General features: G+C 43.3%; 13 protein-coding genes. 10 read left to right on the top strand and 3 right to left on the bottom strand.

The window, feature by feature from the left end; translation table 11 throughout:
• A partial coding sequence (locus A3842_RS19240) for a TetR/AcrR family transcriptional regulator (protein ID WP_074102406.1) occupies positions 1–552 on the top strand: 552 nt, incomplete at its 5' end.
• Positions 553–670: 118 nt separating this feature from the next.
• Here the strand turns inward: A3842_RS19240 and A3842_RS19235 are convergent.
• Complete coding sequence (locus tag A3842_RS19235; RefSeq protein WP_074102405.1) at positions 671–2,230, bottom strand: IS1182 family transposase; 1,560 nt, start codon at positions 2,228–2,230, stop codon at positions 671–673.
• Positions 2,231–2,655: 425 nt separating this feature from the next.
• The gene (locus A3842_RS19230) at positions 2,656–3,324 is read right to left on the bottom strand and encodes an ArsR/SmtB family transcription factor (protein WP_060864122.1); all 669 of its coding nucleotides are present in this window, start codon (positions 3,322–3,324) and stop codon (positions 2,656–2,658) included.
• 310 nt (positions 3,325–3,634) lie between these two features.
• On the opposite strand from A3842_RS19230, the gene A3842_RS19225 reads away from it, so the two are divergent.
• From A3842_RS19225 to A3842_RS19205, 5 genes are all read left to right on the top strand, one after another.
• The gene (locus A3842_RS19225) at positions 3,635–3,922 is read left to right on the top strand and encodes a hypothetical protein (RefSeq protein WP_074102404.1); all 288 of its coding nucleotides are present in this window, start codon (positions 3,635–3,637) and stop codon (positions 3,920–3,922) included.
• Positions 3,923–4,173: 251 nt separating this feature from the next.
• The gene (gene trxB, locus A3842_RS19220) at positions 4,174–5,115 is read left to right on the top strand and encodes a thioredoxin-disulfide reductase (protein WP_074102403.1); all 942 of its coding nucleotides are present in this window, start codon (positions 4,174–4,176) and stop codon (positions 5,113–5,115) included.
• 31 nt (positions 5,116–5,146) lie between these two features.
• Complete coding sequence (locus tag A3842_RS19215; RefSeq protein ID WP_074102402.1) at positions 5,147–5,635, top strand: OsmC family protein; 489 nt, start codon at positions 5,147–5,149, stop codon at positions 5,633–5,635.
• Positions 5,636–5,668: 33 nt separating this feature from the next.
• The gene (locus A3842_RS19210; RefSeq protein ID WP_074102401.1) at positions 5,669–6,010 is read left to right on the top strand and encodes a thioredoxin family protein; all 342 of its coding nucleotides are present in this window, start codon (positions 5,669–5,671) and stop codon (positions 6,008–6,010) included.
• Between the two features lie 163 nt (positions 6,011–6,173).
• Positions 6,174–7,406: an MFS transporter gene (locus tag A3842_RS19205; protein WP_074102400.1), complete on the top strand. Its 1,233-nt coding sequence runs from the start codon at positions 6,174–6,176 to the stop codon at positions 7,404–7,406.
• A gap of 147 nt (positions 7,407–7,553) precedes the next feature.
• Here the strand turns inward: A3842_RS19205 and A3842_RS19200 are convergent, their stop codons facing one another.
• The gene (locus A3842_RS19200; RefSeq protein ID WP_074102399.1) at positions 7,554–8,333 is read right to left on the bottom strand and encodes a PhzF family phenazine biosynthesis protein; all 780 of its coding nucleotides are present in this window, start codon (positions 8,331–8,333) and stop codon (positions 7,554–7,556) included.
• Positions 8,334–8,437: 104 nt separating this feature from the next.
• On the opposite strand from A3842_RS19200, the gene A3842_RS19195 reads away from it, so the two are divergent.
• The 4 genes from A3842_RS19195 to A3842_RS19180 all read left to right on the top strand — a co-directional run bounded on the left by A3842_RS19195 (position 8,438) and on the right by A3842_RS19180 (position 13,889).
• A complete protein-coding gene (locus A3842_RS19195; RefSeq protein WP_074102398.1) occupies positions 8,438–9,829 on the top strand; it encodes an aminotransferase-like domain-containing protein in 1,392 nt (463 codons plus the stop codon).
• A gap of 112 nt (positions 9,830–9,941) precedes the next feature.
• Entirely contained in the window at positions 9,942–11,615 is a 1,674-nt protein-coding gene (locus A3842_RS19190; protein ID WP_083609649.1) for a spore germination protein, read from the top strand.
• 23 nt (positions 11,616–11,638) lie between these two features.
• Positions 11,639–12,739, top strand: a complete 1,101-nt coding sequence (locus tag A3842_RS19185; protein WP_074102397.1) for a GerAB/ArcD/ProY family transporter — start codon at positions 11,639–11,641, stop codon at positions 12,737–12,739.
• Positions 12,726–13,889 (top strand): Ger(x)C family spore germination protein, encoded by a 1,164-nt coding sequence (locus tag A3842_RS19180; protein ID WP_178382378.1) that lies wholly within the window; start codon positions 12,726–12,728, stop codon positions 13,887–13,889. The genes A3842_RS19185 and A3842_RS19180 overlap by 14 nt, the downstream gene beginning before the upstream one ends.
• Positions 13,890–13,953: the final 64 nt, after the last annotated feature.

Raw genomic sequence — 13,953 nt, 5'->3', positions numbered from 1 at the left:
GATATAGGGCTTACATTAGTCCAGGAACGTGGATATAACGGTTTTAGCTATGCTGATATCGCGGAAGCTATAGGTATTCGCAAAGCAAGCATACATTATCACTTTCCTTCCAAACAAGATCTGGTACAAGCCGTCCTTCTCCGATATCGCAAAGAGTTTATGGATAAGCTACAGCATATCAGCGATCAGCCACATAGTTGTTTGCAAAATATTCAGCTTTTTTTTGGTCTATACCGTGATACGCTGGAGAATAACACCAAGCTTTGTCTATGCTCAATGATGGCAGCAGAGTTGAATTCATTCCCACCGGAAATCCGTGAGGAACTGAATATGTTTTTTGACGCAAACGCAGTCTGGCTGGAACATGTGTTAGATCAAGGGAAAAAATCAGGGGAATTCACTTTTTCTATGAGTGCAATGGAACAGGCAAAAACAATTGTAGCTTTTGTTCAAGGTGCGCAGTTATTATCTAGATCTTCTGGTGATATTGGGTATTACGACTCACTCGTTACTAATTATATGGCGATTCTAACCCCGGTTAATCTACTCTAAATGAATATTCAACCTGGTTACGCTGTTAGGGGCTGTCCCATAAGTGGATTTTCTATGACTTAGACAGCTTTCTTCATTCTTAAGACCTCAAAAAGTGAGCAAAGCAGCGATTCTCCCGTTATTGGAGGATCGCTGATCTGTGTTTTTGGTCATTGGCAGCTTGCTTCAGCAGATTATGAGCAAGGGAAAGCCACCCGACTTCAAGCGTCACTTTTTCCATGCCGCGAAGCAGAAACCTCCGGAAGCCCCGGTTGTTCTTCAGTTGTCCAAACACGCTTTCTGGTTCTGTCATTCGGCGGACGGCCAAGGCATAACCTTCTTCACTCCGTAGAATCTCCCGAGCCTGACTCTGGTACCGCAATCGTTCCAAACTGACGACCACTTCTCGATTTCCTTCGGCTTTCGTACATTGTTCCTTCAGTGGGCAGCCCTCGCAGCTCTGGCTACGGTAATGACGTTTTCGAATTTCATATCCACTCCCCAGCGTTTCCTTGCTTTCTTTGCGGAAATGCAGCGTTTGTCCAGCTGGGCACGTCCATGTATCCTCGGCTTTGTTGTATGTCCAATTCTCAATCTTTCCGACATTCTCTTTCCAAGCTTTACTCTTTTCTTTATGGTAGCTTCCGTATTTCACTACCGCCTGAATCGCTTCCTTTTCCAGATAGGCGTAGTTTTCTTCACTACCGTAGCCTGCATCCGCAATCACCGCCCTAGGAAGTCTCCCCAGGATCTGCCGTGCCTTTTCCACGTGCGGCTGTAAACAGCGGGTATCCGTCGGTCTTTGGTGTAGACTGTACGCCAAAATAAACTGGTTTTCCGTTCCGATCTGTACGTTGTAGCCGGGTTTAAGTTGACCGTTTCGCATATGATCTTCCTTCATCCGCATGAAGGTGGCATCCGGGTCCGTCTTACTGAAGCTGTTTCGGTCCCCGAGCAGGTTTTGGTATTGCTCATAGTTCAGCAGTCTCGGCAACAGATCCTTACGAAGCTTCCGAACCGCTTTTTTCAGTGGCTTGTCCTTGGGCTTCTCCAGCAGTTGCGACTCCAGCGCCTGAGTCATTTGTTCCAGTTTCGCACTGTCAATCTCGGCGGACTCGCCGAGTTCGTTCAGGTCCTGGCCACGGTGTTCCTGTTCTTCTCGTTTCTCTGCGGCCTCAATGTCGACAAACAAAGCATGTACCTTTTCTTGGAGTTTGGCCTTATGCTTACTCACCGCTTTGCCCCACACAAAGGTGTAACGATTCGCGTTGGCCTCGATCTTGGTGCCATCCACGAAGTAATGCTCTAGGGAAATGTATTTTTCGTCCGCAAGAAATTGAAGCACGGCGGTAAATACCCTTTCAAGGACGTCCTTCATCCGCTCAGAACGAAAGCGATTGAGCGTGCGGAAATTCGGACGTTGACGTCCAGCCAGCCACATGAAGGGAATGTTTTCTCGGACCGCTTTGGCGATTTGCCGGGAGGAATAGATTCGCTGCGTATAGGCATAGATAATGACTTTGGTCAGCATTTTAGGATGGTAGCTGTCGCGGCCACCGCCAGGGTAGGCCGCGTCAAAGAGGGCGTCGTCGAGTCGATTTACGGCGGCGTTCACGACACGAACGAGGTGATTTGGTGGGATATCTTCTTCTAAATCCATTGGCAAGCAAAGTGGGTCCATGGTATATTGAATGTACAAAAGAAACCCTCCTTTGAAATGGTTGGTCGCACTTCCATTTTACCAAAAGAGTGGTTTCTTTTTTGCGTTTTTTATAAATATTGTAGTATGTTTCCCGCTTAAACAGCGGAGAGGACGGAACGATTGTGGAAAAGCGATAGCGTTCGCCTTTGTGTCCGGATTTTCACCGCTAAGGGGAATAAAAAAAATCTGGACACAAGAGCGATTGGAACAACGGTCCGTTCGCGGAGCGTCCTCACGGAGCACAACGTTTGTCCGACTCCAAAAACAAGGGATGTCCCAAGTAGCCATTTCATGGCTTATGGGACACCCCCTTTTTATACTTACCAAAAAAGACTTCAGAGCCATGTAGCAGCAGCCCCGAAGTCTTATTTGTGGGTTTCGAATTGAAAAGACTAATCCTGCAACCCGTAAGTTTTCTTAGTTTAATGCAACTGAAAATGCTCCTGCCACTCATTTAGACCCTCATCCATGCGATATGCCTTGAACCCCTCAGAATGTAATTTTTGTGCTGCCAAGGCTGAGTATACACATAGCGGGCCTCTGCAATACGCGATAATCTCTGCGTCTTTGGGTAATTCCTGCATTAATCCCTCTAACTCTTCCATCGGCATCGAAATGGCTCCCGCAATATGCTCCATCTCATACTCTTCTTTGGGACGTAAATCCACCAGAAGTATGGAATCGTTATTTAGCTTCTGCATAACCTCATCCATCGTAAGGGTTTGAACATCATTAAGGTTATTCAAGAAGTCATCCTTCATCCTGCCGATGTCCGGGAGTTGCTTTTCGCTGATTCGCCATAAAGACGAAAGAAATTCTATGATTTCTGGATCGGCCAACGAATAGATCACGTAAGTCCCTTTTTTCGTGAACTTAACCAATTTGGCATCAAGCAGAACTTGAAGATGGCGGGATACGTTCGCAATATTCATCTCTGTGCAAGCCGCTAATTTTTCTACTGTTTTAGAACCCTGTGATAGCACATTCAAGATCTCAAGACGCTTGTCACTGGACAAACATTTTCCGATTCTGGCTAATTGTTTATAGAGATCTTCCTTAAAAACCTTCGCAGAGTTTAGCATATCTTCCATCATTATCAACCTCGTTTCTCTTCGTATTGTATAGATGTTCTGCTATTTATTTTTCCGAGCGTTTGGTCAATCAATTGAATATTAGAATTTTAACATGTAGCCGATTGTAGTCAAGTGAAAAAAATGTAATTTGACAAAGTTTATAGGAATACACCCATTTCGAAAGTGTGAACACAGTGATCTTGTTCTATAAAAGTATCTGATATCGACTTGACGAATAGAGGGCAATAAAATATAATTCAATTGTTCGATTGATTATTAGATTTTAATGATTGATCAAACCTACAAAATAACTGGAGGTACGAGTCCTATGCAAAAAGCTTATCTTCAAATTACATTGAAAGTGAATGTACCAGAACGCGAGGCAGCAGCAAATGTTTATATGGCATATAAGGAGCCTTTCCTTTCAGGTATTACTGGTGCTGTGTCAAAGGAACTACTAGTACGTGACGAAGATGTTCAAGTTCTGCACGGCTTCCGTAGTGAAGCAGACGCCAAAGCCTACCTGGAAAGTGATTTGTTCAATAAGGATGTTGTAGCTGGACTTAAAGATCTGCTGCAAGCTGACCCCGAAGTTCGGATTTATAGTACTCTCTAAGAAATATGAACTCGAACTAAAAATGGACGATCAAGAAAAGCCGACACTGCGATTTTGCTCTGTCGGTTTCTTTTAACGATCCAAAGAGTAACAATGGAGCAGTTCAATGTAGGTGTATGAGCAAGCTGTATCCCCCGTGTTGACGAATAAGAATTCAAATGCTATAATTCAATTAATCAATTGAATAGTAAACAAATTAACGGACACAGTTCATATAAACGACTGTTCCATCAACATTGGAGGGATAGAGCATGTACAAATCTGTAATTGTTGGCACAGGTCCAGCCGGACTGACCGCTGCGATCTACCTGGCCAGAGCGAATATGAGTCCACTCGTTATTGAGGGACCCGAACCTGGCGGACAGTTAACAACAACAACTGAAATTGAAAATTACCCTGGATTCCCAGAAGGCATAATGGGTCCTGAGCTAATGGATAACATGCGGAAACAAGCGGAGCGTTTTGGGGCAACATTTTTTACGGGTTGGGTTAATGAAGTGGATTTGAAAAACCGTCCGTTTAAACTCCAAGTGGAGGGCAAAGGTGAAATTGTTACTGAAACTCTGATCATTTCAACGGGTGCCAGCGCGAAATATTTAGGAATACCGGGTGAAGCAGAAAACGTAGGCCGGGGAGTTAGTACTTGTGCCACTTGTGACGGATTTTTCTTTCGGAATAAGGAACTCATTGTAGTGGGTGGAGGCGATACTGCATTGGAAGAAGCAAACTTTCTAACGCGATTTGCTTCCAAAGTAACTCTAGTGCATCGTCGAGAAGAACTAAGAGCCTCAAAAATTATGCAAGACCGCGCTCGTTCAAACCCTAAAATTGAGTGGGCTTTAAACAAGACCCCTCTTGAAGTGGTTGCCGGACAAAGTGGAGTGACTGGATTGAAGGTCCTAAACAATGTCTCAGGTGAAGAGGAAATCCTAGCTGCAAATGGTGTGTTTGTAGCTATCGGCCATCATCCTAATACCGGATTTTTGAATAAACAAATTGAAACGGATGAAAACGGCTATATAGTTACAGAACCCGGCACTTCCATGACAAATATCTCAGGTGTGTTTGCTTGTGGAGATGTACAGGATACGCGTTATCGTCAAGCGATTACTGCAGCTGGGAGTGGAGCCATGGCAGCCATGGACAGCGAGAAGTTCATCGATTCTTTGGAACCACTATTAATAGTTAAATGAATAAATAAATTATTATAGGGAGTAGATTCGAATGGCAGATCAAAAAATTAATATGAATACAGTTTGGTACAAAGATGCAAAAGGCGATGGACGTATAAAAAGTGACAACTTGCAAACGCAAATTGCCATCCCTGTTCCTAAAGGGGGAAGTGGTGAAGGGGCTGAACCGCAACAACTCCTCATGTCCTCTGCCGTTGCTTGTTATACTATGACACTGGCGTACATGCTAGATCGCAAAAAAGTGCCCGTTGCCGGATTCTTCATGGATACTGAGGGGAACATAGCCAAAGGGGATCAACTGAGTATCACACATCGCCCTCATGTTGTTTTGAACTCGGGAGCATCAAATGAGGATGTCACTATGGCAGAAGCCTTGATTCTACAAGCTGAAAAAGACTGCCATATTGGTCAACTGCTTGTAAAAGCAGGGGTTCCCGTAGGTACCGAGGGTAAGGTGTCGATTGATTCTGGAGATGATCTGACCACCAACTATATTGAAGAGCACCGATTGGTATGGTAAATTCGATCGGTTCATGCGAAAGGAGCTGCTAATATGAGAAAAGTTTCATCGAAGTCAGAATTTGATACAGCGATTAACTCCCCAAAACTCACGGTTGCTGTGTTTAAAGCAGACTGGTGTGGGGACTGCAAGTTCATTGATCCATTCATGCCAGATGTTGAAGGGGAATTCGCAAAGGATCTGAATCTCATCGAGGTGGATGTAGACCATGTAGGCACAGTGAGTGAAGAACAAAACATCTTGGGTATTCCAAGCTTTGTTGCCTACGCTGACGGCAGTGAGCTTACCCGCTATGTCAACAAATTACGTAAATCGCGGGAAGAGATTGAACAATTCCTGCAACGTGCAGTTGAGGAATATAACACACGGACCTGATGAATTGGCGGGAGTAATACCTTATTGTGCTTCAGGCTACATGACAGGTTCTAATTCCTAGATGACGGCGGCAGATATCTCAATAGAGATTCTGCCGCTTGTTTTTCGTAGAGATTATGCAAATCTCTGTTTTTCAAAATAGGATTAAAGGGTGGAAAGGGTTATGTCGGGATCTAGCTCAAGCTCCAGAAATAGTAATCATATAAGTCGTTACAAATGGATTGCGCTCTTTTGGATTGCTCTGGCCGAATTGTTTGCTTTAAGCCTTTGGTTTAGTGCTTCAGCAGTACTTCCTCAATTGGAAAAGGAATGGGGGATGGATGCTGTTGCAGGCTCTTGGATGACCACATCTGTACAGATCGGATTTATTATCGGGGCAGTGGTCATAGCCTTGTCGGGTATTTCGGATCGTTTCGATCCAAGACACATCTTTGCAATTGCTTCTGTATTTGGGGCCATTGTAAATGGTTTGTTTTCACTCAGCTCAGGAACTATCACGGGATTGATTTTGCGTTTCTTTACTGGTATAGCGATAGCTAGTATTTATCCTATAGCCGTGAAGTTATTATCTACATGGTTTCCAGATCGAAGAGAAGTCGGGATTGGGATATTGATTGCTGCTCTTACATTAGGTTCATCATCGCCTCATCTAATGATTCTACTGATTCCAAATGTGAACTGGAAAATATTAATTCTCATGAGCTCTCTTTTGGCTCTGCTTGCAGCCGCAATTATGACTTGGATACTGCCTAAGGCTCCTGATTCAGCCAAGAAAACGGTTGCTGTTACCATGAACTCACTCCAACCAATATTACAAAATCGCCCTGTTATGTTAGCCAACTACGGATACTTCGGTCACATGTGGGAATTATACGCGATGTGGACGTGGCTTCCTTACTTTTTAACAGCTAGTTTTAAAACATTTTTGGAAGGGTCAGATTTGCAAGAAACGAGCACCTTGTTTGCCTTTTTAACCATTGGACTTTCGGGAGCTATCGGTTCTGTAGTTGGAGGATGGGTTTCTGAAAAAATAGGAAAAGAGCGGCTCTCCATACTCGCATTGGTGATTAGTTCACTTTGTTCCCTAACGATTGGCTTTACATTCAACGCTCCAATTGGGATAACCGTTAGCGTTGCCTCCATTTGGGGTATTGCGATTATTGCAGATTCTGCCCAATTTTCAGCTATAGTTGCAGAGTTTTCAAAGCTAGAGAACCTGGGAACGAGTTTAACGTTTCAAATGGCTATTGGGTTTGCAGTTACCATCATTTCGATATACTTCATTCCTGTCCTAGTGAACATAGTAGGGTGGAAATGGGCATTTTCAGCACTTTCCATCGGTCCCATTTTGGGAATATGGGCAATGATTTCCTTGATTCGCTATGAAAGAGGTTAACAAATGATTTGTTACTAAGGATGGATTCAAGGCTTTTTACATAGTGACCTAAAAAAAGAAAAAGTTCCATGCAAATGAATAGAGTTGCGGCAAACAGTAGGATAAGGCCTTTTTTTATATTGGATTGCTCATATATTCTCAAGAGGGTTAATCGATTTGCAGTTCAGCTATGGAGTAAAGAACAGCCGTTCCGCTGATTTTCACACGGTCTTTTTGCAGCTGGCAGTAAAGGGTACCCCCACGCTTGGACCGCTGTCTTGCTACCATATTCTGCTTACCCAAGCGTTCTACCCAGTATGGGATAAGGTTACAGTGTGCTGAACCGCATACAGGATCTTCATTCACATTCAATTTTGGGAAAAAGCTCCTGGACGCAAAATCATATTGAGTGCTTTTAGCGGTTACCGTTGCTCCTAATCCATCTGGTAAATTTTTCAATTTGGAGAAGTCCGGTTTCAGGTTTCGAACCTGATCTTCAGTCTCCAATACGAACATCAGGTCTCTGCTCAGATAGGTCTCGAGAGGGGTTACACCAAGAGCCTCTACCATATCAGGAGTGAATGTGAACGGTTCCGGCATCCGGCTTGGGAAATCCATCTCATACAATTCATTCTTTTTAATGACCGTCAATTCCCCACCTAAACTGTGAAAAGTAAATTGTTCAACATCAGGTTCATAGTAGTTGGCGATAACAAAAGCGGTAGCCAGAGTGGCATGACCACAAAGTTCAATTTCTTCAGCAGGTGTAAACCATCTTAGACGATAGTGATCTTCTTCTTTGACGGCGAAAGCTGTTTCGGAAAGGTTATTTTCTGAAGCAATTTGCTGCATTAATTCATCGGATATCCATTGCTCCATAATGCATACACCGGCAGGATTCCCCTCAAAAACCTTCTCTGCAAATGCATCTACTACATAGTATTTCATCTGTATTCCCCCTGATCATGAGTTATTGATATGAATTACTGTACACTGTAAATTGTATGGCTTCAATGGTATTATTGTATGCAATACAATCTTTGGAGGATGTTATGCCGATAAATTCATTTGAAAATTACCCGATGAGCTGGACGCCGGAGCGTAAGAAGCTTGTGCCCCCTATTTACCGTTCGATTGCCACTCTGCTTGAGTATGACATTATCAATGGCTTTCTGGCACCGGATACCAAGCTGCCGCCTCAACGGGAACTAGCGGATTATCTGGATGTGAATCTGAGTACCATTACGCGTGCTTTTAAGATATGTGAAGTTAAAGGGCTGATTTATGCAGTGATAGGCAGAGGTACGTTTGTTACTCCCAATGTTCGTAACGCTATTTTTCTGGAAGAGCATTTAGAACATAACCAGTATATCGAAATGGGAATCATTAAACCGCTGGACAGCTCAAACACGATGGTTGCAGATACCATTAGAAGTATTGCCGGAAAAGACTACTTGCAGAACCTGCTGGATTACAGTCATCCGCTGGGTATGCCTTATCACAGAATGGCTGCTAGGAAATGGATACAGAATTTTTCGCTGGACGTTCATGTAGACAACATTGCCATCACATCTGGAGGTCAGAATGCACTGACGCTGATTTTGGCGTCTTTGTTTCATCCTGGAGATAAAATAGCCGTAGACAGGTATACTTATCCGAATTTTATCGAGCTGGCGAATATATTGAACATTCAGCTTGTTCCGATTGAAGGAGATGATTGGGGGATGCTGCCGGATCGCCTGGAAACGGCCTGTGGAATGAATACAATTCGTGGCATCTATCTAGTCCCATCATGCAACAACCCCACAGCCGTCATGATGGATACGAAGCGCAGACAAGAAATCGCAAATGTGATAAAAAGAAACAATCTTTTACTCATAGAAGATGACATCTATGCGTTCCTTGCCCCTCACTATTTGCCTGTTTCTCACTGGGTACCGGACAATTTTCTCTACATTTCAAGCATAGCCAAGTCGCTCAGCTCCGGGATACGTGTGGCTTTTCTAGCGTACGCTAACTCTTTTAAAGAGAAACTGACGTACGCGATTTTCAACATGAACATCAAAACGTCTGCCTTAAATGCTGAAGTTATTACTGAATTAATTCATACGGGAAACGCAGAAAGGATTGTTAAGGAGAAGATCGCTATTGCAAAAGAACGCAACAACCTATATCAACAATATTTCCAAATCCGCAATCCGCATGAAAATCCATTCAGCTTTTTTAGATGGCTTCCGTTATCCGGGCATCACGGGCAGCGGCAGTTTGAAGAGAGCGCATTGGCACATGGCATTCGGGTGTATCACTCCGACCGTTTCTCTACTAAAAAGGACGAGTCCAGTCAGTTCGTCCGAATTTCGCTGACTTCTCCCAACGATATCACTGAGTTGAATGAAGGACTTCGTTTGCTAAAGCGTTTATTAAATGAAGGAAAGAATGCTTAACAAATCGCGAGCTCTTAACGAATAAGCAACCGAATTAAAATAGTAAGAATGGGTATGCTAATTTAGCAAGAATGGAATTTCTTGATTCCCATGAAAGGGTGAGACCATCATCATGCTGTATAAGGTCATGGCTTATCTTATTAAACCGGACATCTGGTTAGGCGCTTTTTTCTCCTTCGCTTTTCCATTTGGAGTATCAAGAGTATTTCATTGGTTGGAAAGAGGAAGTAGGGGGAATTCCCGCTGGTTGGGCATTAATCCAAAAGAGAAGGCCCAAAAAAGTTTCATAAAGCAAGAAATATCTCAACCATCATCCATTCCGTTTACAGCTGAACTGAATCATAATTTGCAGGCGATGAAAGAAATAATCGGGCATAACTCAGATGTTTTATTTCGTCAGTTTAAAGCTGGTCCATTAAAGTGGAATGCGGCTGTTGTTTATGTTGATGGTTTGGTGGATAAGATGGCTTTAGTTGAACAGGTAATTAAACCGTTGATGCAGGATCAAGGAATACTTAATCCACAAAACATCAATGTGAATGCATTGAACAACAGCATCATGGATTCTGTTGTTTGTTGTGCAGAAGTTAAGGAAGTTCTCAGCCTTGACGATTGCGTACATGAAGTATTATCTGGAAACGCCGCATTATTCATGGAGGGTACTGCTAATGTCTTTATCCTGGGTCTAACCGAAGGGAAAGAAAGAGCCATAGAAGAACCTCTTACCGAGGCAGTCGTACGCGGACCAAGGGATGGTTTTGTTGAGAACCTTCGTAGCAGTACAGTTCTGCTTCGTCGACGCATCAAGGACCCTGGCTTCACGATCATCAACTATACTGTCGGGCGCCGTTCAAGAACGAACCTGTCCCTAATGTATATAAGAGGATTAACCAACCCCGAATTAGTAAAGGAAGTACAGGAACGTGTCGAGAGAATCGATATTGATGTGATTCTGGAATCGGGAGAAATTGAACAGCTGATCGAAGATAATGTTCTTTCTCCATTTCCGCAGGCTCAAAATACGGAACGACCCGATCGGGTGGTAAGTGCTTTAATGCAGGGACGTGTTGTCTTGATGACAGATGGGACACCCTTTGCATTGATTGTTCCTGTCACATTTAACATATTGATGACTTCACCCGAAGATTACTATGAACGATGGCTTCCGGCTTCATTAATCCGCATTTTGCGAACTGGTGCCGCATTTATTGCCTTATTTCTGCCAGCGCTCTATATTGCACTAATTTCCTATAATCACGGGCTCATTCCTGCGAAACTAGTTATCTCCATCGCCGCTGGAAGAGAAGGAGTTCCTTTTCCCTCGATTATAGAAGCGTTAATTATGGAAGTTACGCTAGAACTCCTCCGAGAAGCAGGACTTCGCTTGCCAAAGCCTATTGGACAGGCCGTTGGTATCGTAGGAGGGTTAGTTATTGGTCAAGCTGCCGTACAGGCAGCCATCGTGAGTCCTATTATGGTTATTGTGGTTGCTTTGACTGCAATTTCTTCTTTTGCTTTTCCGCAGTATGGAGCTGGGATTGCGGTCCGGATCCTTCGATTTGCAATGATGATTTCGGCTGCAGTCTTGGGCTTATATGGGATTATATTATTTTATATCCTTATTACGGTTCATCTTGTTAAACTAAATAGCTTTGGAGTGTATTATATGTCTCCATTCACCCCCCTCCTTCCTAAGGATTGGAAAGATTCCTTCATAAGATTGCCCACCAGAATCCTGAAACGGCGCCCGGAAATGAACAAAGCACAGGACCGCACTCGCCAATAGCGGAATAAGGGGATAGAACAGTTATGGATGCAGATCAAAAGGATCAAATAACGGCTTCACAAACCTTCATGATTGTATCCAAGAGTATGATCGGAACAGGAATTATCGTCTTACCACGAGGAATATCCCAGGAAGTTGGAACCCCCGACGGTTGGATCTCCGTGGTCTTAAGCGGCTTACTCGCGATGCTGGCCGGATATATGATTGTAAAATTAAGTCAGCGATTTCCCGGTCAAACTATTTATCAATATAGTCAAAGGGTCGCAGGAAAGCTACTGGGCAAAGCTCTCGCGATCTTCCTAAGCCTCTATTATATTATTGGATCAGGCTATTCCCTCCGTTTTATGGGAGAAGTGATCCACATGTATTTATTAGATAAAACCCCAATAGAGGTAATAATGATTGTTTTTTTGAGTTTGGGAACTTATCTCACAGTAGGGGGAATAAATCCAATTGCGCGTCTAACCGAGCTATTTCTTCCATTGGTTATTATATTTTTACTGGTGTTAATAATATTCAGCCTGAAAGACGTCGAATTAGTCAACATTCGTCCGGTGCTAGGGGAAGGAATGACGCCTGTATTGAAAGGAATCAAACCTTCTATCTTTTCGTTCGCCGGTTTCGAAATTATGCTTATTTTCACCGCTTTGATGAAAGAACCGCGTAAAGCGATGAAAACGGTACTTGGTGGTATTGCGCTGGTTATTCCCTTGTATACTTTGGTCGTAGTGATTGCCATAGCTACATTAACCGTTGATGAAGTGAAAACTTTAACGTGGCCAACAATGTCTGTAGCGATGAACATTGAACTACCGGGTGGGTTCTTCGAAAGGTATGAATCTTTGTTCTCTGTTCTTTGGGTAATCTCGATGTATACGTCATTTGTCCTGTATCAGTATGCAGGGTCTCTCGGGCTGGGTCAGATTTTTCGGAAGAAGCATCGGGCATTCACATATGCCAGTTTACCGGTTATTTATCTCGTTGCGATGTTTCCTAGCGATTTAAATAGCGTATTTGCTGTTGGTGATTTTCTTGGGAAAACAGTTCTGTTCATTACCGCAATCATGGTGCCGTGCTTATGGGTTATCGCCAAGCTAAGGAGGATTGGCCTTGAGAACGGATAAGACCCTCTATATCTATACACTTCTCCTTTTACTGGTTTTCCTTACAGGTTGTTGGGATCGAAAGGAGATTGAAGAAGTCGGGATTGTGCTTGGCATCGGACTTGATCAATCGGATGAAAAGGAAAGCAATCATCAATCGATTTCCATGCTTCATCAGTTTGCCGTTCCGAAACAATTTGCCGCTAGCGATACTGGAACTTCGCAAAAGGATTACATCAATCTCGTTAGCGAAGGAGATACTGTTTTAAAAAACATTCGTGAAATGTCGACACGGGCTGACCGCCCTCCCTCTTATGAACATTTGAGGATCATTGTAATTAGCCAGGCGTTAGCAAGAGATATCGATTTAAAACGGATTACCAATTTTGTATTACGCAATACGGACACTAGACGCTCCATTCGTGTAGTAATAGATGAAGGGAACGCCAAGGATATATTTGAAAAGCGTGGGATCTCCACGAACCCTTCTTTGTTATTAAGAGCATTATCGGATAATTACAAAACCTCCTTGACCATGCCGAGCGAATCGAAATTAGGCGATATATCGGAAAAACTGACGGGAAAGACGAGCTTCATTGTTCCTGGGGTAGAAACTACAGACGCGGGCGTCAAATCTGCAGGGGGAGCTGTGATTAAAGGCAGCTTGGCTAAAATGATCGGATGGTTAGATGAAGAGGAAGTTGCAGGATTGAATATATTGAAAGGAGAAAAGAGGCAAAACGGAATCGTAAAGGGTACAGATCCGATGAGTGGGGAAGCTATTGTCTATGAAATTCGAACTATAAAAAGCAAAATCAAACCTAAATTCAAAGGAAACCACATTTCTTTTGAAGTGAAGATACATACAGTAGGAAAGCTACGGGAAGATTGGGTGGATCCCGGAAATGCATTTAAATCAGAATTGATAAAGAGAGCAGAACAAGCAACAGAAGCATCCATAAGGGAATCGGTTGGGAAGACACTTTCCAAAATGCAAAAGAGCCTCAAAGTTGATGTAGCAGGTTTTGGAACAAAAGTCAGAATTGAAAATCCTAGGATTTGGAATAAGCTGAAAGAAGATTGGGATGAAGAATTTAGCGAGATGCCGGTTGAAGTTAAGGTGAATGTAAAAATTCAAGAGTTCGGAACCAAAGGAGCGAAGAACGGTTGATAAGGAGCAAATTTGGGGATTATCGGCTTCGATAGTACGGACATAAAAAAGAACACCTCATCCA

Source organism: Paenibacillus sp. P3E (genome assembly GCF_001909045.1).
GTDB lineage: Bacteria > Bacillota > Bacilli > Paenibacillales > Paenibacillaceae > Paenibacillus_AQ > Paenibacillus_AQ helianthi.
Note: the sequence above shows the minus strand (reverse complement) of the source record. Positions and strands in the feature narration are given on the sequence as shown.

Coding starts and splice junctions, on each gene's coding strand:
- A3842_RS19230 (WP_060864122.1), bottom strand. CDS start 3,324: ATGGAAGATATGCTAAACTCTGCGAAGGTTTTTAAGGAAGATCTCTAT.
- A3842_RS19225 (WP_074102404.1), top strand. CDS start 3,635: ATGCAAAAAGCTTATCTTCAAATTACATTGAAAGTGAATGTACCAGAA.
- trxB (WP_074102403.1), top strand. CDS start 4,174: ATGTACAAATCTGTAATTGTTGGCACAGGTCCAGCCGGACTGACCGCT.
- A3842_RS19215 (WP_074102402.1), top strand. CDS start 5,147: ATGGCAGATCAAAAAATTAATATGAATACAGTTTGGTACAAAGATGCA.
- A3842_RS19210 (WP_074102401.1), top strand. CDS start 5,669: ATGAGAAAAGTTTCATCGAAGTCAGAATTTGATACAGCGATTAACTCC.
- A3842_RS19205 (WP_074102400.1), top strand. CDS start 6,174: ATGTCGGGATCTAGCTCAAGCTCCAGAAATAGTAATCATATAAGTCGT.
- A3842_RS19200 (WP_074102399.1), bottom strand. CDS start 8,333: ATGAAATACTATGTAGTAGATGCATTTGCAGAGAAGGTTTTTGAGGGG.
- A3842_RS19195 (WP_074102398.1), top strand. CDS start 8,438: ATGCCGATAAATTCATTTGAAAATTACCCGATGAGCTGGACGCCGGAG.
- A3842_RS19190 (WP_083609649.1), top strand. CDS start 9,942: ATGCTGTATAAGGTCATGGCTTATCTTATTAAACCGGACATCTGGTTA.
- A3842_RS19185 (WP_074102397.1), top strand. CDS start 11,639: ATGGATGCAGATCAAAAGGATCAAATAACGGCTTCACAAACCTTCATG.